This is a genomic window from Variovorax sp. ISS6, assembly GCF_056523145.1.
The window spans coordinates 5,425,763-5,446,742 of sequence record NZ_JAWRZC010000001.1 but is presented as its reverse complement, the minus strand read 5'-3'; the positions used below and the strand labels follow the sequence as shown (position 1 = coordinate 5,446,742).

The following is a 20,980-nucleotide window of genomic DNA, read 5'->3' as shown; positions in this document are numbered from 1 at the left end:
CGCGATGATTCCGCGCGCATGGCGCGCGGTCGCGCACGATCGGGCAGCCCCGAGCACGAACGGACGACGGCGCGCGGCCGATAATGGCCCGATGAGCGACACCGACCTGCGGCAGACGCCCGCCGGCATCGTCGGCTACGAGCCGCTGCCCGAGCACCGCATCAAGCTCCACACGGGCGCGCCGGTGGCCGGTGCCTGCCAGTTCCACCGCTTCCTCTACACGCGCGGCGACCTCGACATCGTGCCCGCGGGCGTGAGCGACGTGTGGCACGAGGAGGCCGCGAGCACCTCGCTGATGCTGCGCGTGTCGACCGCGCTGCTGCGCCGCACGGCCGACGAGATGGGGCTGCCCGCCGAATGCGCCACGCTCGCGCAGCGCCACCAGTTCCGCGATGCCCACATCGAGCACATCGCCTGGGCCCTCGACGCCGAACGCCGCGCGGGCTTTGCCAATGGCACCCTGTATGCCGACAGCCTCGGCACCGCGCTCGCCGCGCACCTGCTGAGCGGCCAGCGCCGCCCCGAGCCCGTGCCCGCGCGCGGCCTCACGCGGCCGCAGCTGCGCCGCGTGACCGAGCACATCGAGGCCCACCTCGACGGCGATCTTTCGCTGTCCTCGCTGGCCGACGTGGCGGGCCTCAGCGCCTCGCACCTCAAGACCCTGTTCAAGCGCTCGACCGGCCTGCCGGTGCACGAGTACGTGGTGCACCGCCGCGTCGACCGCGCGCGCGGCCTGCTGCTGCGCAGCGACCTGCCCGCGAGCCAGGTGGCGCTGGAGAGCGGCTTCTCGCACCAGAGCCACATGGCGCGCTGCATGCGGCGCGTGCTCGGCGTGACGCCGGGCGAGGTGCGGCGCGCGGGTTGAACGAGGCGCTCAGCGCGCCTTGGCTTCGCGCGGGTTCGCGCTGTCGAAACCCCCGAAGAAGATGTCCGGTGCGCTCGTGTTGTGCTTCGACGGCAGGCTGCGTCCGAAGCGGAACTGCGTGCCCTCGAGCGTCTTCACTTCGGGCAGCGGTGTCGCGACCGGCGGTGCCTCGGGCGCGGCCTGCCAGCGCACCTCGCTGACGTCGGCGTTGTCGGGCGTCACGTACATCGAGCGCAGCACCGCGAAGGGCCTTGCCTCGCGCGTGGGGGCCGAGAAGCGCACGTCGAGCGCGGTGCGTTCGCGGCTGATCTCCTCGACATTGGCGACCGCGCTGCCGCCGCGCGCGAAGCGCAGGTGGATCGACAGCGGCTTCGGCACGATGCGGATCGAGGCGATGTCGACCACCGGCCGGCCGGCCTGCTCGACCGGGCCGAGCAGGAACGAGGAGCCGTAGACGCCGTCGCCGAAGCGCGCCTCGGGCAGGGGCTTGATGCGCCAGTAGCCGTCGGAGGGGTAGAGCACCAGCGCCTCGAGCGCCTTGCCGTCTTCCTTGCGGAAGACCTGCAGCAGGTGGAAGCCGCGGTCGCTGACGGTGCCCACGCGCACCGGCACGCGCTGCGGCCGCCAGAAGCTCGCGAGCGTCATGCCGACGATGCGCCACTGCGCGTTGTCGAGCAGCACCACGGTGCGCGGGTCGAAGCGGTGCGCGGGGTCGGTGGGGTGTTCGCCGCCGTCGAAGTTGCAGCCCGAGAAGTCGGGCGCGGTGACGTCGTTGCCGATGCTGGCCAGGTAGGACGGCTGCAGCGCCTCGATGCGCAGCCGCCGTATGCCTTCGCCGCGCAGCACCAGCGAGACGTTGTCCTCCTCGGCGCAGGCGGTGGGCGTGGTGCCGTTCTCGACCGTGGCGCGCAACGGGGCCGCGCTGGCGGCGGCGCCGACCAGCACCGAGGCCGCGAGGGCGGTGGCGAGGAGGGCGGCGGTGCGGAAGCGGCGGCGAAGAGGCATCGGGTCTCCAGGCAAGAGGAAGAGGGGAAACAACGGCAACGGGCAACGAACGCCGAAGCTTAGAGGATGGCGCAGCGCCGGACGGCGCCATGTCGGAGGGCACCGCGCGGGCGCGGCGGCCTCACTCGCGGCGCGCGAGCAGGTCGGTGAACAGGCGGTGCTCGCACTCGGGATCGGAGCACTTGTCGCAGGACCAGGTCCAGCCTTCGCCCGCCGTGGCCGCGCCGCGGTCGGGCACCACGGCATCGCGTCCGCCGTCGCGCAACAGGCCGCCGCGGTCGGCCACGCTCTGGATCGCGCGCCAGGCGCCGGCCAGCCGTTCGCTGCCGCTGCCATGCACCACGGTGTAGGCCACGCCCGCGCTGGCGAGCGCGCGGCGCACCATCGCGTCGACCGGCTCGCGCACGTGCGGGCCGTCGCGCATTTCGTCGGCCACCCAGGGCAGGTCGAGCGCGGTCAGCAGGGTGATCGCGCAGCGCTGCTGGGCCGCGAGCGCATCGGGGTAGAGGGTGGTGTCGGCGAACAGCAGCTCGCTGTAGACGGCGGTCATGACGGCCGTGGTGTCGGCCACCGCCACGCCGAGCGCGGCCGCGGCATCGATGCGGCGGGTCTGCTCCTCGGCGATGGCCTGCTGCTCGTCGGCACGCGGCGTGCGGCCTTCGCGCTCGCACCATTCGCGCAGGTACTCGCCGACGAAGGTGGCGTGGATGCCGCGCTCGTGCATGCGCTGCACGAGGGCGCGCGCGAGCTCGGTCTTGCCGGTGCTCTCGGCGCCGAGCAGCGCGACGATGCAGCCGGTGGGCAGCACGGGCGTCATGCGGCGGCCGCCTTCGGCAGCCGCTGGCGCCAGGCCAGGTAGCCGGCCACGCTGAGCGCCGCGAACACGGCGTACAGCCCGACCGTGAGCCACAGGCCCTTGTGGACGAAGAGGCCGATGCTGACCAGGTTGACGGCCAGCCACACGACCCAGTTCTCGATGAACTTGCGCCCGAGCAGGAACTGCCCGACCAGGCTCAGGCCGGTGGCGAAGCCGTCCCACCAGGGCACGTCGGTGTCGGTGAAGCGGCGCAGGAAGAGGGCGACCGCGGGCCAGGCCAGCGCGCAGGCCAGCAGCGCGAGCGCGAGGCCGCGACGCGAGAGACGGCTCACGCGCAGCGCCGAGCCGTCGGCCCGGTGGCCGCGCAGCCATTGCAGCCAGCCCCAGAAGGCGACGACCGCGAAGAAGACCTGCAGCGCGGCGTCGCCATAGATCTTCGCCTGCGCGAACACGCCCACGTAGAGCAGCGAGCTGACGATCGCGAGCGGCCAGCCCCAGTGGATCTCGCGCATGTTGCAGCCGACCATGGCCAGTGCCAGCACGGCGGCCACGCATTCGAGCCAGGTGACGGGAGAGCCCCAGAGCGCGAAGGCGGGGGCGGAAAGGATTTCGGGCATCGGCTGGGCGGCGTGCACGGCGCGCCGAGGGCTCGGCGAGAGCGGCCCGCGTGGATCAGTGGGCGATCTGGACGAAGACTTCGTTCGGCTTGACCATGCCGAGTTCCTGGCGGGCACGTTCCTCGACCATCTCGAGGCCGTCCTTGAGGTCGTTGACCTCGGAGGCCAGCCGCTCGTTGGTGATGGCGGCCTTGGCGTTCGACTCCTTCTGCGAGGCCAGCTTGGCCTGCAGCTGCGCCACGTCGCGCACGCTGCCGCGCCCGTTCCACAGCTGCCACTGGAGGATGGCCAGCAGCACGAGCAGGACGATGGGAGGAATGAAGCGCGCGCGCATGGTCCGCGGACTTTACCCGCGCTCTCCGCACGGCCCGCCGGGGGCGGCGCAGTGCCGATCCGCGAAATGCGGAAAAAGCGGCAATGCGCGCGGCTCTTCGGGCCGGGGAGGGGGCATCACTTGAGGTTGTAGAACGCGCCGCGGCCCGGGTAGACGGCGATGTCGCCGAGGTCTTCCTCGATGCGCAGCAGCTGGTTGTACTTGGCGATGCGGTCCGAGCGCGAGAGCGAGCCGGTCTTGATCTGGCCGGCGTTGGTGCCCACGGCGATGTCGGCGATGGTGCTGTCCTCGGTCTCGCCCGAGCGGTGCGAGATCACGGCCGTGTAGCCGGCGCGCTTGGCCATCTCGATCGCGGCGAAGGTCTCGGTCAGGGTGCCGATCTGGTTGATCTTGATCAGGATCGAGTTGGCGATGCCCTTCTCGATGCCTTCCTGCAGGATCTTGGTGTTGGTGACGAACAGGTCGTCGCCCACCAGCTGCACGCGCTTGCCCAGGCGTTCGGTCAGGTGCTTCCAGCCGTCCCAATCGCCTTCGTGCATGCCGTCCTCGATGCTGATGATCGGGTACTTGTCGACCCAGGTCGCCAGCATGTCGGTCCAGTTCTCGGCCGACAGCGTGAGGTTCTCGCCAGACAGCACGTACTTGCCGTCCTTGTAGAACTCGCTGGCGGCACAGTCCAGGCCCAGCGCGATCTGCTCGCCGGCCACGTAGCCGGCCTTGTCGATGGCTTCGAGGATCAGCTGGATCGCCGCTTCGTGGCTCTCGACGCTCGGCGCGAAACCGCCTTCGTCGCCCACGGCGGTGCTGATGCCGCGGTCGCCCAGGATCTTCTTGAGCGCGTGGAACACCTCGGCGCCGTAGCGCACGGCTTCGCGGAAGCTCGGCGCGCCCACGGGGATGATCATGAACTCCTGCAGGTCCAGGCTGTTGTTGGCGTGCGCGCCGCCGTTGATGACGTTCATCATCGGCACCGGCATCTGCATGCCGCCCATGCCGCCGAAGTAGCGGTACAGCGGCAGGCCCGATTCCTCGGCGGCCGCGCGGGCCACGGCCATCGACACGGCCAGCGTGGCGTTGGCACCCAGGCGGCCCTTGTTGTCGGTGCCGTCGAGGTCGATCATCGTGCGGTCGAGGAAGGCCTGTTCGCTGGCATCGAGGCCGAGCACGGCTTCGGAGATCTCGGTGTTGATGTTCTCCACCGCCTTGAGCACGCCCTTGCCGAGGTAGCGCTTCTTGTCGCCGTCGCGCAGCTCGATGGCTTCGCGCGAACCGGTGGATGCGCCCGAGGGCACGGCCGCGCGGCCCATGGTGCCCGACTCGAGCAGCACGTCGCACTCGACGGTGGGATTGCCGCGGCTGTCGAGGATCTCGCGGCCGACGATGTCAACGATTGCACTCATCTTCTTTTCTTTCTCCAGTAAAAACGGATCACAGACCTTCGACGACGATCATGCGCATGATCGCGGCACCCTGGCGCGCCTCGCGCGCCTTGCCGTATTCGGGCGAGCTGTCGAACTTCTTCGCGGCCTCGACGCTCGGGAACTTGAGGATCACGATGCGCTGCGGCGCCCAGTCGCCCTCGAGCACCTCGACCTTGCCGCCACGCACGCAGACCTCGGCGCCATGCGCCTGCATGGCGGCGGTCGACCATTTCTTGTACTCCTCGTACTGGGTCGGATTGGTCACCTCGACGTTGGCGATGATGTAGGCACTGGTCATGCCACTGCCTTCAGCGTCTTGCCCGCATTGCCGGCGCCCTGGCCCTTGTGGTCGAGCGCGGCCTTGATGAAAGCGTTGAACAGCGGATGGCCGCTCCACGGCGTGGACTTGAACTCGGGGTGGAACTGCACGCCCATGAACCAGGGATGCACGTCCTGCGGCAGCTCGACGATCTCGGTGAGCTGCTCGCGCTGCGTGAGCGCGGAGATCACGAGGCCGGCCTTGCGCAGCTGGTCGAGGTAGTTGACGTTGGCTTCGTAGCGATGGCGGTGGCGCTCGGTGACCACGTCGCCGTAGATGCTGTGGGCCAGCGTGCCGTCGGTCACGTCGGAACTTTGCGCGCCCAGGCGCATGGTGCCGCCGAGGTCGGACTTCTCGTTGCGCACCTTGATCGTGCCGTCGGCGTCCTTCCACTCGGTGATCAGCGCGATCACGGGGCAGGAGGTCTCGGGGTCGAACTCGGTGCTGTTGGCATCGGGCAGGCCGGCCACGTGGCGCGCGTACTCGATGGTGGCGACCTGCATGCCCAGGCAGATGCCGAGGTAGGGCACCTTGCCTTCGCGCGCGAAGCGGGCCGCGAGGATCTTGCCCTCGACGCCGCGCTGGCCGAAGCCGCCGGGCACGAGGATGGCGTCGTACTTGGCCAGGCGCGAGACGTCCTGCGCGGTGATGGTCTCGGAGTCGACGTAGTCGATCTTCACGCGCGCATGGTTCTTCATGCCGGCGTGGCGCAGCGCCTCGTTGAGCGACTTGTAGCTGTCCGACAGGTCGACGTACTTGCCGACCATGGCGATCGCCACTTCCTGCTGCGGATGCTCGACCTCGTAGACCAGTTCGTCCCAGCGCGTGAGCTTGGCCGGCGGCGTGTTGATGCGCAGCTTGTCGCAGATCAGGCCGTCGAGGCCCTGCTCGTGCAGCATGCGCGGCACCTTGTAGATGGTGTCCACGTCCCACATCGAGATCACGCCCCATTCGGGCACGTTCGAGAACAGCGAGATCTTGGCGCGCTCGTCGTCGGGGATCGGGCGGTCGGCGCGGCACAGCAGGGCGTCGGCCTGGATGCCGATCTCGCGCAGCTTCTGCGCCGTGTGCTGCGTGGGCTTGGTCTTGAGCTCGCCGGCGGCGGCGATCCAGGGGACGTAGCTCAGGTGCACGAAGGCCGAATTGTTCGGGCCCATGCGCAGGCTCATCTGGCGCACGGCCTCGAGGAAGGGCAGCGACTCGATGTCGCCCACGGTGCCGCCGATCTCGACGATGGCCACGTCGACCTCGTGCGCGGTGCCGATGCCGGCGCCGCGCTTGACGTATTCCTGGATCTCGTTGGTGATGTGCGGGATCACCTGCACCGTCTTGCCGAGGTAGTCGCCGCGGCGTTCCTTCTCGAGCACGGTCTTGTAGATCTGGCCGGTCGTGAAGTTGTTGGCCTTGCGCATGCGCGTCGTGATGAAGCGCTCGTAGTGGCCGAGGTCGAGGTCGGTTTCCGCACCGTCGTCGGTGACGAACACCTCGCCGTGCTGGAACGGCGACATCGTGCCGGGGTCGACGTTGATGTAGGGATCGAGCTTGATGAGGGTGACTTTGAGGCCGCGGGATTCGAGGATCGCGGCCAGCGAGGCGGAGGCGATTCCCTTGCCGAGGGAAGACACCACACCACCGGTGACGAAGACAAATTTGGTCATGCCAGTTCCGGACGCAAGGACCGGGCAGTGGGAAATTGAGATTATAGGTGTGCCCCCGGCGACACCCGGCGCGGGTGGACACTGTTACCTCGCCCGGCGCGGGACATCGGGGCCGCGGCGAACGACCGTTCGCCCCAGGGCGCGGCGGGGATGCGCGGGTCATTACACTCCGCCCCACCATGCAAGACCTCGCCGGCAAACACATCGTTCTGGGACTCACGGGCGGCATCGCCTGCTACAAATCGGCCGAGCTGTGCCGGCTGTTCGTGAAGGCGGGGGCCACGGTCCAGGTCGTCATGACCGAGTCGGCCGAGCAGTTCATGACGCCGGTGACGATGCAGGCGCTCTCGGGCCGCCCCGTCTACACCTCGCAGTGGGACGCGCGCGAGCCCAACAACATGCCGCACATCAACCTGAGCCGCGAGGCCGACGCGATCGTGCTCGCGCCCTGCAGCGCCGACTTCATCGCGCGCCTGGTGCAGGGCCGCTCCGACGAGTTGCTGAGCCTGCTGTGCCTGGCGCGCCCGCGCGACCGCGTGCCGCTTCTTCTCGCGCCCGCCATGAACCGCGAGATGTGGATGCATCCCGCGACCCAGCGCAACCTGGCGCAGGTGGCGGCCGACGGCGCCACCGTGCTCGGCGTGGGCAACGGCTGGCAGGCCTGCGGCGAGACCGGCGACGGCCGCATGCTCGAGCCGGCCCAATTGCTGGAGGACATCACCGCCTTCTTCCATCCCAAGCTGCTCGCGGGCCAGCACCTGCTGGTGACGGCCGGGCCGACCTTCGAGGCGCTCGACCCGATCCGCGGCATCACCAACCATTCGTCGGGCAAGATGGGCTTCGCCATCGCCCGCGCCGCGCGCGAAGCCGGCGCCGAGGTCACGCTGGTGGCCGGGCCGGTGCACCTGCCGACGCCGCGCGGCGTCACCCGCATCGACGTGCGCTCGGCGCAGGAGATGCTCGCGGCGACCGTCGGTGCATCCTCGCGTGCTAGCGTTTTCGTAGCAACGGCGGCGGTCGCCGACTGGCGCCCCGCGACCCAGAGCGACCAGAAGATCAAGAAGGACGGCAGCGGCAAGACCCCGGTGCTCGAGTTCGTCGAGAACCCCGACATCCTGCTGACCGTGGCGCGCAGCGAGCGCGCGCAGGCGAAGAAGCTGTTCTGCGTGGGCTTCGCGGCCGAGAGCGAGAACCTCGTCGCGCATGCCAAGGCCAAGCGCGAGCGCAAGGGCATCCCTCTGCTGGTGGGCAATATCGGCCCGCTGACCTTCGGCCAGGACGACAATGCGCTGCTGCTCGTGGACGCCGATGGCGTGCGCGAACTGCCTCGCGCGCCCAAGCTCACGCTGGCGCGCGAGCTCATGACGGAGATCGCGGCGCGGCTGCCCGACTGGAGGGTCTGATGAAGGCTGAATGGAACACCCCGCCCAATGGCGACTTCGTGCGCTATGTCGAGGGGCTGACGGCCCAGGCCGCGAGGAACCTCGGGCGCGGCCAGACGGACGTGACCGGCGAGCACGGGCTCGACGTCGGCATGACGCCGAGCGCGGGGCCGGGCGCGGCGGTGCCGCCGGCGCAGGCCCGCGCGCGCGCCGCGGCCGCCAAGGCCGCCAAATCCGAATCCGCGCAGGGCGGACCCTTCGGCGCGCTCACCAAGCCCCTGCTCGGCGCGGCCGGCGTGGCCTTCGTGATCCTGTGGTCGATCGGCGTGCCGATCTACGTGCTGGTGGTGCTGGCCGGCCTGGCCTTCTGGTTTGCCGGCAAGCTCAAGTCGCTGGCCTTCCCCGGCGCCGCCAAGTGGCAGCAGGTGCTCGAGGAGGCGAACCGCCGCGGGACCGAATCTCAACAAGGAAAAGCAAGCAAGTGAAAGTCGACGTCCGCATCCTCGATCCCCGCATGGTGGAGCAACTGCCCACCTACGCCACGCCCGGCAGCGCGGGGCTCGATCTCAGGGCCTGCATCGATGCGCCCGTCACGCTGGAGCCCAATGCCTGGCAACTGGTGGGCACCGGCATCGCGATCCACCTCGGCGACCCGGCCTATGCGGCCATGATCCTGCCGCGCTCGGGACTGGGCCACAAGCACGGCATCGTGCTGGGCAACCTGGTCGGGCTCATCGACAGCGATTACCAGGGCGAGCTCAAGATCAGCGCCTGGAACCGCAGCGACACGCCCTTCGTGCTGCAGCCGATGGAGCGGCTCGCGCAGCTGGTCATCGTGCCGGTGGTGCAGGCGAAGTTCCATGTCGTCACCGAGTTCGCGCCCACCCAGCGCGGCGAGGGCGGCTACGGCTCCACCGGCAAGCACTGACCGGGAGCTGACCGCGACGACCCGCAACCGCGCGCAACGGCGCGTATCGCGGCGGTAAAGAAAGGAACCTCGGAAGCGGGGCGGGGCTCACAGGTTTCAGCTTGTGTCCTTGCGTCATCGCCGTGGCAACTGCGGCGTTGAACACTCAGGCGGGTGCGCCGCTCATCACGGATGGCGCACCGTTCTTTCCGAGGAGCCTTTCAACATGAAGATCTCAATGCGCTTCGTTTCCGTCACCGCATCCGTGCTGGCCCTGGCCACGCTCACCGCCTGCGTGGCACCCGCACCGGTCTACCAGACCTCCCGCTATCCCTACCAGCCGCCGCCGCAGGCCGTGCCCTACCGCGAGGCCGCCTACGTCGAGTACGGCCACGTGGCGAACATCGAGGTGCTGCGCAGCGAGACCGCCGGCACCGGCACCACCGGTGGCGGTGCCGTGGCCGGTGGCGTCATCGGCGGCGTGGTGGGCAACCAGTTCGGCCGCGGCAATGGCCGCGCGGCCGCCACCGCGCTGGGCGTGATCGGCGGCGCGCTGCTGGGCAACACCATCGAGGCGCAGCAGAACGGTCCGCGTGCCTACGAGAGCTATCGCATCTCGGTGCAGACCGACCGCGGCGGCTACCGTGCCTTCGACGTGCAGCACCCGGGCGACCTGCGCATCGGCGACCGCGTGCGCATCGACAACGGCCAGCTCTCGCGCATGTAAATCGGCATCGGCGCGTCGCGCCAGCCAAGGAAAAGCCGGGCAATGCCCGGCTTTGTCGTTGATGCGTCGAGGGACTCAGTGCAGCGTGTCGTTGCCCGGCGAGACCGGCTGCACCTTGAAGAAGGCCGTGCCCGCGGTGCCGCGGCCGATTTCTTCCTCGGTGGCTTCGCGCACCGAGCGCACGAGGATGTCGAGCCGGATCGCGATGCCCGCCAGCGGGTGGTTGCCGTCGAGCACGAGGTGCTCGGGGTAGATCTCGGACACCGTGTACATCGCATCCTTCGGGATGTTCTCGCTCACGCCCGCGGGCAGCGCGCTGCCCTCGAAGGTCATGCCCTCTTCGGTGCCCTCGGGGAAGAGGGCGCGCGGCTCGAGGAAGAGCAACTGGTCGTCGAAGTCGCCGAAGCCCTGTTCGGGCTCGACCTGCAGCTGGATGCGATCACCGGGCTCATGGCCCTGCAGGGCCGCCTCGATCACGTCGAACAGATCGTCGCCACCGATCAGGAATTCGACCGGTTCGTCGAGCACGTCCAGCACATCGCCGAGCGTGTCTTTCAGGGTCCAGGTCAGGCCGACCACGCATTGTTCAGAGATTTCCATTGCAGAATTCTCCCATGGAGATCACAACACCGCTGCCCCTGCTGGGCGGCCTGAGCGCCGCGCAGTTCATGCGCCGGCACTGGCAGAAGAAACCGCTGCTGGTGCGACAGGCGGTACCCGACATGGTGCCACCCATCGACCGTTCCGCGCTGTTCGCGCTGGCCGAACGCGAAGAGGTCGAATCCCGGCTGATCCGCCACGGCAAGACCGGCTGGAGCCTGAAACACGGCCCGCTGCCACGTCGCTCGCTGCCCTCGCTGAAGCAGGCCGCCTGGACCCTGCTGGTGCAGGGCGTGGACCTGCACCACGAGGGCATCCATGCGCTGCTGCGGCAGTTCAGCTTCCTGCCCGACGCGCGGCTCGACGACCTGATGATCAGCTACGCGAGCGACGGCGGCGGCGTGGGCGCGCATTTCGACAGCTACGACGTGTTCCTGCTGCAGGCGCAGGGCCGGCGCCGCTGGTCCATCGGCAAGCAGGGCGACCTGCGGCTGCAGCCCGACGTGCCGCTCAAGATCCTCGAGCGCTTCGAGCCCGAGCAGAGCTTCGTGCTCGAGCCCGGCGACATGCTCTACCTGCCGCCGCGTTATGCGCACGACGGCGTGGCGGTCGGCGGCGACTGCATGACCTTCTCGATCGGGTTGCGTTCGCCCTCCGCGGGCGAGCTCGGCGCCGACCTGCTGGCGCGCATCGCGCAGGCCCATGCCGACGAACTCGAGGACGCGGGCCCGTCGGCCGCCGTGCGCTATCGCGATCCCGCGCAGCCCGCGGTCGAGGCGCCCGGCGCCATGCCCGCCGCGCTGCAGGCCTTCGCGCGCAAGGCGGTCGAGATGGCGCTGCGCGATCCCGACGCGATCGATCGCGCGCTCGGCGAATCGCTGACCGAGCCCAAGGCCAGCACCTGGTTCGACGATGGCGGCGAGGCGCCCGACGCGCTGCATGCGGTGCGGCTGGACCGTCGCACGCGCATGCTCTACGACGCGCGCCATCTCTATATCAACGGCGAGAGCTTCCGCGCGGGCGGTGCCGATGCCACGCTGATGCGGCGCCTCGCCGACCGGCGCGCGCTCGGGCCGCGCGAGCTCGCGAAGGCCAGCGACGATGCGTTGTCGCTGCTGGCCGAATGGTGCGAGGCGGGCTGGCTGCATGCCGAGTGACACCGCGTTGCCGTCGCCGCTGCCCGAGGGCCGCTTCGACGGCCGCGAAGCGTTCGACGGGCTGCTGCGCGCCGCGCTCGCATCGGCCGCGCGGGAGGGCTGGAAGGAACTGATCCTCAGCGACCCCGACTTCGCCGACTGGCCGCTCGGCGAACGCGCGAGCATCGAGGCGCTGCAGGCCTGGTCGGCCAGCGGGCGCAGGCTGGTGCTGCTGGCCGAGCGCTTCGATGGCGTGGAGCGCCGGCATGCGCGCTTCGTCGGCTGGCGCCGCACCTGGGACCACATCGTCGAATGCCGTGCGCTGCGCACGCCGCATGCGCAAGCCGGCAGCGGCGTGCCGAGCGCGTGGTGGACGCCCTCGTGGTTCCTGCATCGCATCGACATCGAGCATGGCCGCGGTCTCAGCGGTACCGATGCGCGCACGCGCAGCGCGCTGCGCGAGTCGATCGAGGAATGCTGGCGCCAGGCCCGGCCCGCCTTTCCCGCGAGCACGCTGGGCTTGTAAGCCAATGCCGCGAATCCCGCGGCCAGACACAAGAGGGACAGCATGCGGGTCTAGAATTTTTTTTGTCCCTCAAGACCTTCATTGCCAAAGGAGCCTTTTCATGAAGAAGACAACGTCCGTCCTGCTCGCCTCGCTGCTCGCCGCTTCCGCCCTGGTGGCCTGCGGCAAGAAGGAGGATGCGGCGCCCGCCGTGACCACGCCGCCGCCCGCGCCCGTGACCGAGCCGGCACCGGCCCCCGCGCCCGCACCTGCCGCATCGGCGCCGTCGGCGGGTGCCTCGGCACCCTCGGCGGCCGCATCGTCGGCACTCGATGCGGCCAATGCCGCGACCGAAGCCGCGAAGAAGGGCGAAGCGCCGAGCAAGTAAGCCGTCGCCGCACACGAAGCAAAGCCGCCTCCAGGGCGGCTTTCTTCATGCGGCTTTCAATCGCCTTTCAACTCAGACGTCGAGCCAGGGCGATCCCTCGGCCGCGTTCGCGGTCAGCATCTCGGCCTCGTCGCCGCCCAGGGCCTGCGCCATCAGCCGGCGCACGATCTCGGGCCGGTTGTTCTGCTCGCTCAGGTGCGCCGCGACCACGTGGCGCAGCCCGTCGTGCAGCAGTGCGCGCGCGATGTCCGCGGCGGCCTGGTTCGAGAGGTGGCCGTAGTTGCCGCCCACGCGCATCTTCAGGAAGGGCGGATAGGCTGAGTTGGCCAGCAGCTCGCTGTCGTGGTTGAACTCCAGCAGCAGCGAATGCGCGCCGGCCAGGCGTGCGAGCACGTGGGTTGTGGCATGGCCGAGGTCGGTCAGCACGCCGAGCGTGCGATGGCCGTCGGTGCAGCGCAGCTGCAGCGGCTCGCGCGCGTCGTGCGGCACGGTGAAGGGGTGCACCGAGAGTTCGCCGACCGCGAAGTCCTCGTCGTCGCGCGCGAGGCGCAGTTGCCCTTCGAAGTCGCGCGCGCCCGTGGCGAGCCAGGTGCCTTCGCTCATCCAGACGGGAATGCGGTTGCGCCGCGAGAGGGTGTGGGCGCAGCCGATGTGGTCGCCGTGTTCGTGCGTGACGAAGACGGCATCGATGTCGCTCGCGGCGAGCCCGGCGCGGGCCAGCCGCTGATCGAGCTGGCGGATGCCGAAGCCGCAGTCGATCAGGAGCCGGGAGGTGCGGCCGCCGCTGGTCGCCTCGACCAGCGCGGCATTGCCCGTGCTGCCGCTGCCGAGGCTTCGGAAGCGGAGCATGGGACTTACTTCAGGTCGTCGGCGATGACCTTGACGATGCGCTCGGCATTGGCCGAGGTCTCGGGCGCGCCGGCCTCGTTCTGCACCGACACCGTGCTGCTCTCGCCCTGGCTCTTGACCAGGATGCGGAACTTGAGCGGTGCCTCGGTCTTGCTCGAGCTGAACAGCTTGCCGAAGAAGCCGGGCTCCTTCTTGTCGGGGTTCGGCGGCACGTAGCGCACGAAGTAGACGCCGGCGCTGCGGTCGCGGTCTTCGACGGTGAAGCCGGTGCGGTCGAGCGCGAGGCCGATGCGGCGCCATGCGCGGTCGAAGCCGTCGCTGAGCTGCACGATCGGCTGGCCGCCGACGTTGGACACGCGGGCAGTCTGCACCGGTGCCGCGGCGGCGGTGGCCGCGACCTGCTTGGCCTGCTCCTGCGAGACGCCGAGCTTGACCATCAGGCGGCGCAGGAATTCGGCCTCGAGTTCGGGGTCGGACGGACGCGGCTGCCAGACGGTCTGGTCCTGGCGCGTGTTGGTGTAGACCTCCTGCATGCCGCGATGGCTGATGTAGATCTCGGTGCCGGTGGGCGTGCGCTCCATGCGGGTGCGGAAGCGGTCGAGTTCGCCGGTGGAGTAGATCGAGTCGACCAGCTTGCCCAGCGTGCCGCGGATGATGTCCTGCGGCAGCTTGGCGCGGTTCTCGGCCCAGTCGGTTTCCATGATGCCGAGGTTGCGCTGCTCGGTGGTCAGCAGGAAGCCGCTTTCCTGCCAGAAGTCCTTGACCGGATCCCAGAGCTGGTCGGGCGAACGGTTGACGACCAGCCAGCGTTGCGAGCCGGTGCGCTCCAGGCGGACGTCACCGAGGTTGGAGACGGCGGTGGGCACGCCCGGCGCGTTGGCGACGCCGGTCTGGTAGGCATTGGCGGTCACGGCGCCGCCGGGGATCGCGTAGCGGTTGTCGCGCGAGAGCTGCGACAGGTCGGGCGGCACTTCGAGCGTCGGGGCCTTGCCGGCGCTCTTGTAGTCGATCTTGTCGCTCTCGAGAACGGAGCAGGCGGCGAGGCTGGCGACGAGGGCCAGGAGTGCGAATCGCGAGAGGTACTTCAACGTCGTCTTCCTTGTTGGAATGGTTCGGTCAATCGATGGGCCGCTGTGCCCGCCCGTTCTGAGCTCGGTTCAGGCAAAAGGTTGCTTAACCTCGAACGCGGCAGGGTAAAAGAAGATCGTGGAGGGAATGTGGAGGGGCGAGGGCGCGCAGGCGCGCATCAGTCCTTGAGCAGCCCGGTCGCGCGCAGCGCGGCCTCGACCGCCGGACGGCTGGCCTCGGAAAGCTCGGTCAGCGGCAGCCGCAGCGCACCGCCGCAGAGGCCGAGGCGGGACATGGCCCACTTGAGCGGAATCGGATTGGGTTCGACGAACAGGTTGCGGTGCAGCGGCATCAGCTCGAACTGGATCTGCATCGCGCGCTTCACGTCGCCCGCGAGCGCGGCCACGCACAGCTCGTGCATCTTGCGCGGCGCCACGTTGGCCGTGACGCTGATGTTGCCCTTGCCGCCGCACAGCATGAGCGCCACGGCGGTCGGGTCGTCGCCCGAATAGACGGCGAAGCGCTCGGGCAGGTCGCGGATCAGCCACTGGGCGCGTTCGATGTTGCCGGTGGCTTCCTTGATGCCGATGATGCCGGGCACCTGGGCCAGGCGCAGCACGGTGTCGTGCGCCATATCGGCGACGGTGCGGCCGGGCACGTTGTACAGCACGGTGGGCAGGTCGCCCACGGCTTCGGCGATGGCCTTGAAGTGCTGGTACTGGCCCTCTTGCGTGGGCTTGTTGTAGTAGGGGACGACCTGGAGCTGGGAATTGGCGCCCACGCCCTTGGCGAACTTGGCGAGCTCGATCGCCTCCTTGGTCGAGTTGGCGCCGCAGCCGGCCATGACGGGCACGCGGCCCCGGGCCTGCTCGACCGACACGCGGATGATTTCGCAGTGCTCTTCCACGTCGACCGTCGGCGATTCGCCGGTGGTGCCGACGACGCCGAGGCAGTCGGTGCCTTCGTCGATGTGCCAGTCGATCAGCCGGCGCAGCGCGGGATAGTCAACGCTGCCGTCGTCGTGCATCGGCGTGGCCAGCGCGACGATGCTGCCTGTGAGTTGCTCCAAGGGGGAATCTCTTTGTCGTGGACGAAAGCACGCATTCTAATAGCGCACCCCCTGCCCGCCACCCGGGCGGCCCCGGGTCCCGAGGGGGTGGTCAGGCGGCCTTCAGCGGATGGCGCGGCGGCAGGTCCGCCGCGGCGGCGGGCACCCGCACCGCCGCGATGCGCTGCACGAAGCGCGCCGGCTCGCTCAAGAAGCCGTCCTCGTAGGCCACCACGCGCAGCCCGTCGCAGGCAGCCAGCAGTTCGCCCGGGCGCAGCAGGAAGTCGGGCCGCGAGGGCTTGCCCACGCTCTCGTTGCCCGCCGCGAAGGTCTCGTAGAGCAGCACGCCACCGGGCGCCACGGCCGCGACGATGTCGGGCAGCCGCGCCCGCCACAGGTAGTTGGTGACGACCACCGCGCCGAAGCCCTGGCCGGCGAAGGGCCAGGGGCCGTCCTCGATGTCGGCGGTGACGGCCGTGCCGAAGGCGGCCGAGGCCGCCGTGGCTTCGGCCGAGCGGTCGACGCCCGTGGCCGGGTGCCCCCGCTGCGCGAACCAGTGCATGTGGCGGCCGGCGCCGCAGGCCACGTCGAGCACGGTGGCGCCCGGCGCGAGCAGGTGGCTCCAGCGCACGATCCATTCCGAGGGCGCCGACAGGCCGTGGACCGGCGAAGGGGGATTGGTTACATCTTTCATGGCGCCTTGCGCCCGCCGGGCGCGCGATTGGTCAGAAGCACGACCAGATCTGGTCGACCAGCATCACCGCGAATTCAGGGTGGGTGTAGAGGCTGAACACGCCCGCCAGCGCCAGCGCCGCGGCGGCGAACCAGCCGGTGCGTGCGAGCCGTTGGCGCGAGAGGGGTGTCATGGCCGCCATTGTGATCCCGGCTCAGCCCGCGTATCAGCCCGCATGCGCGGCGGGCCGGCCCACCGGGCGCGCGATCGCGCTCTCGCGCACCGGCAGGTTGACCAGCGCCGCGAACACGCCGAGCGCGATCGCGAGATACCAGACCACGTCGTAGCTGCCCGTGGTGTCGTAGAGGTAGCCGCCGAGCCAGACGCCGAGGAAGGAGCCGACCTGGTGGCTCAGGAACACGAAGCCGCTGAGCATCGAGAGATGGGCCACGCCGAAGATGCCCGCCACGATCGCGTTGGTGGCCGGCACGGTCGAGAGCCAGAGGAAGCCCATCGCGGCCGAGAACAGGTAGACGCTCAGCGGCGAGGTCGGCACCACGAGGAACAGCGCGATGGACACCGCCCGCGCGAAGTAGATCGCGGCCAGGATCTTGCGCTTGGCCAGCTTCTGGCCCAGCAGTCCCACGGTGTAGGTGCCGAACACGTTGAACAGGCCGATCAGCGCCAGCGCGTAGCCGGCCACGTCGGCCGGCAGGCTCTTGTCGCGCAGGTAGGTCGGCATGTGGATGCCGATGAAGGCGAGCTGGAAGCCGCAGACGAAATAGCCGGCCATCAGCAGGCCGAAGCTCGGGTAGCGGAAGGCCTCGCCCACGGCCTGCAGCACCGACTGCTCGCGGTGCGCGGTCGCGGCCTCGCTCCGGGGCTCGCGCAGGCCGAAGGCCAGCGGCACGATCACCAGCACCAGCACGGCGACCACGGCCAGCGCGGTCTGCCAGCCGAACTGGCCGATCAGCCGGCCCTCGACCGGCGCCATCAGGAACTGGCCGAAGGAGCCGGCCGCGGCCGCCACCCCCATTGCCCACGAGCGCCGCTCGGCCGGGATCTGCCGCCCGATCACGCCGTAGATCACCGCGTAGGTGGTGCCGGCCTGGGCCGCGCCGATCAGCAGGCCGGCGCTCAAGGTGAACAGCAGCGGCGTCGGCGAATGCGCCATGCCCAGCAGGCCCAGTGCGTAGAACACCGCGCCGCCGATCAGCACCCGGAACGCGCCGAAGCGGTCGGCCAGCATGCCCGCGAACACCCCGAAGATGCCCCACGAGAGGTTCTGTATCGCCAGCGCGAACGAGAAGGTCTGCCGGCTCCAGTCCTGCGCCTGCGTGATCGGCTGCAGCCAGAGCCCGAAGCCATGGCGGATGCCCATCGAGAGCGTGACGATCATGGCGCCGCAGAACAGCACCTGCCTGATCGAGAGGGTGGGAGTGGAAGGCGATTGCATGCGGCGACTGTAGCCAAGAGCCGGCTTTGGCATGCGCGCCGGCGGCGACAGCCATTGATGATTTATCGGCGGCGTTTCAATGCCCGAACGGCATCAAAGCGCCAAATACTTCACGCTTCTCCGTAGTTACCCGAAGTCGCAATTGTTTACATTTGCAGCCGACACAAAAAGACGAGGGGGAGGGATTCCCATGGAAAGAACGAACCGGCGTGCCCTGCGCGCGCTGCTGGCCCTTGCCGCGACCGCCGTGGCGGCGAGCCTGCTTCCCGCCTGCGCGCCCGCGGTGCGCAGCGTGCCGACGCAACTCTCGGCGGTGGATCCGTCGAGCCGGCCGGCCGACCTGCGCTTCACCGCGCCGCTGGAGATCCGTCTGCCGACCGGCTACGGGCGCCAGATCCCCGCCAGCAGCCGCTGGGTGCCGGCCGGGCGCCTGAGCGAAGGCCAGGTGTATCGCCCCGTCGATCTCGTGTTCAGCATCGAAGGCCAGCAGGTCCACGAGGCCTGGCTGGTCGTTCGCAATGGCGTGCTGCAAGGCTTCTACCTGCCTGCCGAGGCGCGCTTCTCCCTGCTCGATCCCCCAGTACAACTTCCAAAAGGAACTCAACCGTGAGAAGAACCGTTCTGAAATTCGCCGCGCTCGCGGCCGTCGTCGTGCTTGCCGCGGGCTGCGCCAGCGGCGTCAAGTACCAGGACATGGCCGCCTCGATGCCCAGCGTCAAGGCCGGCGAGGGCCGCATCTATTTCTTCCGTTCGTCGTCGATGTTCGGCGCCGCGATCCAGCCCGACATCCGTCTCAACGACACGGTGGTCGGCACCTCCAAGCCGGGCGGCTTCTTCTACGTCGATCGGCCGGCCGGCAACTACGTCGCGGCGGCCGCGACCGAGACCGAGAAGACCGCCAGCTTCACGCTCGCGCCCAACGAGATCAAGTACCTGCGTACCTCGCCGAGCATGGGCCTGATGGTGGGCCGCATCGTCGTCGAGCTCGAGTCGCCCGACAAGGCCAAGGCCGAGCTGCAATCGCTGAGCTACACCGGCACCGTCGCAGCGGCCAAGTAGCTTCCCATCCCCCGGGTCCGGCGGGCATCGCGCCCCGTGCCGGACCCGCCTCGCGCGCCGGCGCTCCCCGAGCCTGCCGCCACGCGCGAGGGTTGCCCTGTACGGGCATCCAGTTGTTTGGCGGCGACTGACTACAATCCGCCCCCATGGCGACTCCCCCCAAGACTCCAACCAGTTCCTCCGACGCCTCCGGCTACTCCGAAGGCTCGATCCGCGTGCTCAAGGGCCTCGAGCCCGTCAAGCAGCGCCCGGGCATGTACACCCGCACCGACAACCCGCTGCACATCATCCAGGAAGTGCTCGACAACGCGGCCGACGAAGCGCTCGCGGGCCACGGCAAGAAGATCAAGGTCACGCTGCACGCCGACGGCTCGGTCAGCATCGAGGACGACGGCCGCGGCATCCCGTTCGGCCTGCATCCCGAAGAGAAGGCGCCCGTGATCGAGCTGGTCTACACCCGGCTGCACGCGGGCGGCAAGTTCGACAAGGGCTCGGGCGGCGCCTACAGCTTCTCGGGCGGCCTGCATGGCGTGGGCGTGTCGGTGACCAATGCGCTGTCGAAGCGGCTCGAGGTGGCGACGCACCGCGAAGGCTCGGTGGCCAAATTGACTTTCAGCGGCGGCGACGTGATCGAGCCGCTCGAGGTGCGCAGGCTCGAGGCCGGCGAGCGCAAGCAGGGCACCACGGTGCGCGCCTGGCCCGACGCCAGGTATTTCGAGTCCTCCGCGCTGCCCATGGCCGAGCTCACCCACCTGCTGCGCAGCAAGGCGGTGCTGATGCCCGGCGTGGGCGTCACGCTGGTCAACGAGAAGACCAAGGAAACGCAGCAGTGGCTCTACAAGGGCGGCCTGAGCGACTACCTGATGCAGACGCTCAACGGCGATCCGGTGATCCCGCTGTTCGAGGGCAGCGGCCATGCCGACAAGAACGCCGATAACTTCGCCGAGGGCGAGGGTGCCGACTGGGCCGTGGCCTTCACCGAGGACGGCCAGCCTGTGCGCGAGAGCTACGTCAACCTGATTCCCACCAGCGCCGGCGGCACGCACGAGAGCGGCCTGCGCGACGGCCTGTTCACGGCGGTCAAGGGCTTCATCGAGCTGCACTCGCTGCTGCCCAAGGGTGTGAAGCTCTTGCCCGAGGACGTGTTCGCGCGCGCCTCCTACGTGCTCAGCGCCAAGGTGCTCGATCCGCAGTTCCAGGGCCAGATCAAGGAGCGCCTGAATTCGCGCGACGCGGTGCGGCTGGTGTCGAGCTTCGTGCGCCCGGCGCTCGAGCTGTGGCTCAACCAGCACGTCGACTACGGCCGCAAGCTCGCCGAACTGGCGATCAAGGCAGCCCAGACGCGCCAGCGCGCGGGCCAGAAGGTCGAGAAGCGCAAGGGCTCGGGCGTGGCCGTGCTGCCCGGCAAGCTGACCGACTGCGAGAGCAAGGACATCGGCCACAACGAAGTCTTCCTGGTCGAGGGCGACTCGGCCGGCGGCAGCGCCAAGATGGGCCGCGACAAGGAAAGCCAGGCCATCCTGCCGCTGCGCGGCAAGGTGCTCAACACCTGGGAGGTCGAGCGCGACCGGCTGTTCGCCAACACCGAAATCCACGACATCTCGGTGGCCGTGGGCGTCGATCCGCATGGCCCCGACGACACGCCCGACCTCAGCGGCCTGCGCTACGGCAAGATCTGCATCCTTTCCGATGCCGACGTGGACGGCTCGCACATCCAGGTGCTGCTGCTCACGCTGTTCTTCCGCCACTTCCCCAAATTGATCGAAACCGGCCACGTGTATGTCGCGAAGCCGCCATTGTTCCGGGTCGACGCGCCCGCGCGCGGCAAGAAGCCGGCCTCCAAGGTCTATGCGCTCGACGAGGGCGAACTGACCGCCACGCTCGACAAACTGCGCAAGGACGGCGTGCGCGAAGGCGCCTGGAGCATCAGCCGCTTCAAGGGCCTGGGCGAAATGAGCGCGGAACAATTGTGGGAAACCACGCTCAATCCGGACACCCGGCGCCTGATGCAGGTCCAATTGGGCCGCTTCGACTTCAGCGCCACCCAGGGCGAGATCACCAAGCTCATGGGCAAGGGCGAAGCGGCGGCGCGGCGCGAACTAATGGAACTGCGCGCCGACGACGTCGACATCGATGTTTGATTCCA

The 20,980-nt window shown here is 69.3% G+C and carries 25 protein-coding genes; 11 read left to right on the top strand and 14 right to left on the bottom strand.

Annotation, left to right across the window (positions count from 1 at the left end; genetic code table 11):
• The first annotated feature begins 91 nt into the window (after nucleotides 1-91).
• The gene (locus AC1HIL_RS25160; protein WP_479670296.1) at nucleotides 92-865 is read left to right on the top strand and encodes a helix-turn-helix domain-containing protein; all 774 of its coding nucleotides are present in this window, start codon (nucleotides 92-94) and stop codon (nucleotides 863-865) included.
• Between the two features lie 9 nt (nucleotides 866-874).
• Here AC1HIL_RS25160 and AC1HIL_RS25155 read toward each other — a convergent pair whose 3' ends face one another.
• The 7 genes from AC1HIL_RS25155 to AC1HIL_RS25125 form a co-directional block, all read right to left on the bottom strand.
• Entirely contained in the window at nucleotides 875-1,870 is a 996-nt protein-coding gene (locus tag AC1HIL_RS25155; protein ID WP_479670295.1) for a hypothetical protein, read from the bottom strand.
• 121 nt (nucleotides 1,871-1,991) lie between these two features.
• Complete coding sequence (locus tag AC1HIL_RS25150) at nucleotides 1,992-2,687, bottom strand: AAA family ATPase (RefSeq protein WP_479670294.1); 696 nt, start codon at nucleotides 2,685-2,687, stop codon at nucleotides 1,992-1,994.
• On the bottom strand, nucleotides 2,684-3,304 hold the full coding sequence (gene pnuC, locus AC1HIL_RS25145) for a nicotinamide riboside transporter PnuC (RefSeq protein ID WP_479670293.1): 621 nt from the start codon (nucleotides 3,302-3,304) through the stop codon (nucleotides 2,684-2,686). The genes AC1HIL_RS25150 and pnuC overlap by 4 nt, the downstream gene beginning before the upstream one ends.
• 55 nt (nucleotides 3,305-3,359) lie before the next feature.
• Nucleotides 3,360-3,638 carry a cell division protein FtsB gene (gene ftsB, locus AC1HIL_RS25140; protein ID WP_093354631.1) on the bottom strand — a complete coding sequence of 93 codons (279 nt, stop codon included), beginning with the start codon at nucleotides 3,636-3,638 and terminating at the stop codon, nucleotides 3,360-3,362.
• A 116-nt stretch (nucleotides 3,639-3,754) separates the two neighbouring features.
• Nucleotides 3,755-5,038: a phosphopyruvate hydratase gene (gene eno / locus AC1HIL_RS25135; RefSeq protein WP_479670292.1), complete on the bottom strand. Its 1,284-nt coding sequence runs from the start codon at nucleotides 5,036-5,038 to the stop codon at nucleotides 3,755-3,757.
• Nucleotides 5,039-5,066: 28 nt separating this feature from the next.
• Nucleotides 5,067-5,357 (bottom strand): DUF1330 domain-containing protein, encoded by a 291-nt coding sequence (locus AC1HIL_RS25130; RefSeq protein WP_261216087.1) that lies wholly within the window; start codon nucleotides 5,355-5,357, stop codon nucleotides 5,067-5,069.
• Nucleotides 5,354-7,036, bottom strand: a complete 1,683-nt coding sequence (locus AC1HIL_RS25125; RefSeq protein WP_057595936.1) for a CTP synthase — start codon at nucleotides 7,034-7,036, stop codon at nucleotides 5,354-5,356. Before AC1HIL_RS25125 ends, AC1HIL_RS25130 begins: the two co-directional genes overlap by 4 nt.
• A gap of 179 nt (nucleotides 7,037-7,215) precedes the next feature.
• On the opposite strand from AC1HIL_RS25125, the gene coaBC reads away from it, so the two are divergent.
• The 4 genes from coaBC to AC1HIL_RS25105 all read left to right on the top strand — a co-directional run bounded on the left by coaBC (nucleotide 7,216) and on the right by AC1HIL_RS25105 (nucleotide 10,052).
• Nucleotides 7,216-8,439 (top strand): bifunctional phosphopantothenoylcysteine decarboxylase/phosphopantothenate--cysteine ligase CoaBC, encoded by a 1,224-nt coding sequence (gene coaBC, locus AC1HIL_RS25120; protein ID WP_057595937.1) that lies wholly within the window; start codon nucleotides 7,216-7,218, stop codon nucleotides 8,437-8,439.
• Nucleotides 8,439-8,903 carry a hypothetical protein gene (locus AC1HIL_RS25115; protein ID WP_479670291.1) on the top strand — a complete coding sequence of 155 codons (465 nt, stop codon included), beginning with the start codon at nucleotides 8,439-8,441 and terminating at the stop codon, nucleotides 8,901-8,903. Before coaBC ends, AC1HIL_RS25115 begins: the two co-directional genes overlap by 1 nt.
• Nucleotides 8,900-9,346: a dUTP diphosphatase gene (gene dut, locus AC1HIL_RS25110; protein WP_057595939.1), complete on the top strand. Its 447-nt coding sequence runs from the start codon at nucleotides 8,900-8,902 to the stop codon at nucleotides 9,344-9,346. Before AC1HIL_RS25115 ends, dut begins: the two co-directional genes overlap by 4 nt.
• Before the next feature lie 205 nt (nucleotides 9,347-9,551).
• Nucleotides 9,552-10,052: an outer membrane lipoprotein gene (locus tag AC1HIL_RS25105; protein ID WP_057595940.1), complete on the top strand. Its 501-nt coding sequence runs from the start codon at nucleotides 9,552-9,554 to the stop codon at nucleotides 10,050-10,052.
• A 75-nt stretch (nucleotides 10,053-10,127) separates the two neighbouring features.
• On the opposite strand, the gene AC1HIL_RS25100 is transcribed toward AC1HIL_RS25105, so the two are convergent.
• Nucleotides 10,128-10,652: an FKBP-type peptidyl-prolyl cis-trans isomerase gene (locus AC1HIL_RS25100; protein WP_057595941.1), complete on the bottom strand. Its 525-nt coding sequence runs from the start codon at nucleotides 10,650-10,652 to the stop codon at nucleotides 10,128-10,130.
• Between the two features lie 14 nt (nucleotides 10,653-10,666).
• Here AC1HIL_RS25100 and AC1HIL_RS25095 point away from each other — a divergent pair, with 14 nt between their 5' ends.
• The 3 genes from AC1HIL_RS25095 (at nucleotide 10,667) to AC1HIL_RS25085 (ending at nucleotide 12,681) form a co-directional block, all read left to right on the top strand.
• Nucleotides 10,667-11,809, top strand: coding sequence for a JmjC domain-containing protein (locus tag AC1HIL_RS25095; protein ID WP_479670290.1), 1,143 nt, complete (start codon nucleotides 10,667-10,669; stop codon nucleotides 11,807-11,809).
• Entirely contained in the window at nucleotides 11,799-12,314 is a 516-nt protein-coding gene (locus AC1HIL_RS25090; protein ID WP_479670289.1) for a hypothetical protein, read from the top strand. Before AC1HIL_RS25095 ends, AC1HIL_RS25090 begins: the two co-directional genes overlap by 11 nt.
• 100 nt (nucleotides 12,315-12,414) lie before the next feature.
• Nucleotides 12,415-12,681: a hypothetical protein gene (locus AC1HIL_RS25085; RefSeq protein WP_208513330.1), complete on the top strand. Its 267-nt coding sequence runs from the start codon at nucleotides 12,415-12,417 to the stop codon at nucleotides 12,679-12,681.
• 72 nt (nucleotides 12,682-12,753) lie between these two features.
• Here the strand turns inward: AC1HIL_RS25085 and AC1HIL_RS25080 are convergent, their stop codons facing one another.
• From AC1HIL_RS25080 to AC1HIL_RS25055, 6 genes are all read right to left on the bottom strand, one after another.
• On the bottom strand, nucleotides 12,754-13,530 hold the full coding sequence (locus AC1HIL_RS25080; protein WP_057595396.1) for an MBL fold metallo-hydrolase: 777 nt from the start codon (nucleotides 13,528-13,530) through the stop codon (nucleotides 12,754-12,756).
• A gap of 5 nt (nucleotides 13,531-13,535) precedes the next feature.
• A complete protein-coding gene (gene bamC, locus AC1HIL_RS25075) occupies nucleotides 13,536-14,618 on the bottom strand; it encodes an outer membrane protein assembly factor BamC (protein ID WP_422096543.1) in 1,083 nt (360 codons plus the stop codon).
• 158 nt (nucleotides 14,619-14,776) lie between these two features.
• Nucleotides 14,777-15,667, bottom strand: a complete 891-nt coding sequence (gene dapA, locus AC1HIL_RS25070) for a 4-hydroxy-tetrahydrodipicolinate synthase (protein WP_082322177.1) — start codon at nucleotides 15,665-15,667, stop codon at nucleotides 14,777-14,779.
• A 91-nt stretch (nucleotides 15,668-15,758) separates the two neighbouring features.
• Nucleotides 15,759-16,340 carry a class I SAM-dependent methyltransferase gene (locus AC1HIL_RS25065; RefSeq protein WP_261216072.1) on the bottom strand — a complete coding sequence of 194 codons (582 nt, stop codon included), beginning with the start codon at nucleotides 16,338-16,340 and terminating at the stop codon, nucleotides 15,759-15,761.
• Between the two features lie 31 nt (nucleotides 16,341-16,371).
• Nucleotides 16,372-16,512 carry a hypothetical protein gene (locus tag AC1HIL_RS25060; protein ID WP_172705632.1) on the bottom strand — a complete coding sequence of 47 codons (141 nt, stop codon included), beginning with the start codon at nucleotides 16,510-16,512 and terminating at the stop codon, nucleotides 16,372-16,374.
• 33 nt (nucleotides 16,513-16,545) lie between these two features.
• Nucleotides 16,546-17,775 (bottom strand): MFS transporter, encoded by a 1,230-nt coding sequence (locus AC1HIL_RS25055; protein ID WP_057595393.1) that lies wholly within the window; start codon nucleotides 17,773-17,775, stop codon nucleotides 16,546-16,548.
• A 190-nt stretch (nucleotides 17,776-17,965) separates the two neighbouring features.
• Here AC1HIL_RS25055 and AC1HIL_RS25050 point away from each other — a divergent pair, with 190 nt between their 5' ends.
• From AC1HIL_RS25050 to AC1HIL_RS25040, 3 genes are all read left to right on the top strand, one after another.
• Nucleotides 17,966-18,385, top strand: a complete 420-nt coding sequence (locus AC1HIL_RS25050; protein WP_057595392.1) for a hypothetical protein — start codon at nucleotides 17,966-17,968, stop codon at nucleotides 18,383-18,385.
• Complete coding sequence (locus tag AC1HIL_RS25045; protein WP_057595391.1) at nucleotides 18,382-18,834, top strand: DUF2846 domain-containing protein; 453 nt, start codon at nucleotides 18,382-18,384, stop codon at nucleotides 18,832-18,834. Before AC1HIL_RS25050 ends, AC1HIL_RS25045 begins: the two co-directional genes overlap by 4 nt.
• Nucleotides 18,835-18,980: 146 nt before the next feature.
• On the top strand, nucleotides 18,981-20,975 hold the full coding sequence (locus AC1HIL_RS25040) for a DNA topoisomerase IV subunit B (RefSeq protein ID WP_057595390.1): 1,995 nt from the start codon (nucleotides 18,981-18,983) through the stop codon (nucleotides 20,973-20,975).
• Nucleotides 20,976-20,980: the final 5 nt, after the last annotated feature.

What these genes read in the sequence shown, in the direction of transcription:
- AC1HIL_RS25160 (WP_479670296.1), top strand. Translation starts at nt 92, where the DNA reads ATGAGCGACACCGACCTGCGGCAGACGCCCGCCGGCATCGTCGGCTAC.
- AC1HIL_RS25155 (WP_479670295.1), bottom strand. Translation starts at nt 1,870, where the DNA reads ATGCCTCTTCGCCGCCGCTTCCGCACCGCCGCCCTCCTCGCCACCGCC.
- AC1HIL_RS25150 (WP_479670294.1), bottom strand. Translation starts at nt 2,687, where the DNA reads ATGACGCCCGTGCTGCCCACCGGCTGCATCGTCGCGCTGCTCGGCGCC.
- pnuC (WP_479670293.1), bottom strand. Translation starts at nt 3,304, where the DNA reads ATGCCCGAAATCCTTTCCGCCCCCGCCTTCGCGCTCTGGGGCTCTCCC.
- ftsB (WP_093354631.1), bottom strand. Translation starts at nt 3,638, where the DNA reads ATGCGCGCGCGCTTCATTCCTCCCATCGTCCTGCTCGTGCTGCTGGCC.
- eno (WP_479670292.1), bottom strand. Translation starts at nt 5,038, where the DNA reads ATGAGTGCAATCGTTGACATCGTCGGCCGCGAGATCCTCGACAGCCGC.
- AC1HIL_RS25130 (WP_261216087.1), bottom strand. Translation starts at nt 5,357, where the DNA reads ATGACCAGTGCCTACATCATCGCCAACGTCGAGGTGACCAATCCGACC.
- AC1HIL_RS25125 (WP_057595936.1), bottom strand. Translation starts at nt 7,036, where the DNA reads ATGACCAAATTTGTCTTCGTCACCGGTGGTGTGGTGTCTTCCCTCGGC.
- coaBC (WP_057595937.1), top strand. Translation starts at nt 7,216, where the DNA reads ATGCAAGACCTCGCCGGCAAACACATCGTTCTGGGACTCACGGGCGGC.
- AC1HIL_RS25115 (WP_479670291.1), top strand. Translation starts at nt 8,439, where the DNA reads ATGAAGGCTGAATGGAACACCCCGCCCAATGGCGACTTCGTGCGCTAT.
- AC1HIL_RS25105 (WP_057595940.1), top strand. Translation starts at nt 9,552, where the DNA reads ATGAAGATCTCAATGCGCTTCGTTTCCGTCACCGCATCCGTGCTGGCC.
- AC1HIL_RS25100 (WP_057595941.1), bottom strand. Translation starts at nt 10,652, where the DNA reads ATGGAAATCTCTGAACAATGCGTGGTCGGCCTGACCTGGACCCTGAAA.
- AC1HIL_RS25095 (WP_479670290.1), top strand. Translation starts at nt 10,667, where the DNA reads ATGGAGATCACAACACCGCTGCCCCTGCTGGGCGGCCTGAGCGCCGCG.
- AC1HIL_RS25090 (WP_479670289.1), top strand. Translation starts at nt 11,799, where the DNA reads ATGCCGAGTGACACCGCGTTGCCGTCGCCGCTGCCCGAGGGCCGCTTC.
- AC1HIL_RS25085 (WP_208513330.1), top strand. Translation starts at nt 12,415, where the DNA reads ATGAAGAAGACAACGTCCGTCCTGCTCGCCTCGCTGCTCGCCGCTTCC.
- AC1HIL_RS25080 (WP_057595396.1), bottom strand. Translation starts at nt 13,530, where the DNA reads ATGCTCCGCTTCCGAAGCCTCGGCAGCGGCAGCACGGGCAATGCCGCG.
- AC1HIL_RS25065 (WP_261216072.1), bottom strand. Translation starts at nt 16,340, where the DNA reads ATGAAAGATGTAACCAATCCCCCTTCGCCGGTCCACGGCCTGTCGGCG.
- AC1HIL_RS25060 (WP_172705632.1), bottom strand. Translation starts at nt 16,512, where the DNA reads ATGACACCCCTCTCGCGCCAACGGCTCGCACGCACCGGCTGGTTCGCC.
- AC1HIL_RS25055 (WP_057595393.1), bottom strand. Translation starts at nt 17,775, where the DNA reads ATGCAATCGCCTTCCACTCCCACCCTCTCGATCAGGCAGGTGCTGTTC.
- AC1HIL_RS25050 (WP_057595392.1), top strand. Translation starts at nt 17,966, where the DNA reads ATGGAAAGAACGAACCGGCGTGCCCTGCGCGCGCTGCTGGCCCTTGCC.
- AC1HIL_RS25040 (WP_057595390.1), top strand. Translation starts at nt 18,981, where the DNA reads ATGGCGACTCCCCCCAAGACTCCAACCAGTTCCTCCGACGCCTCCGGC.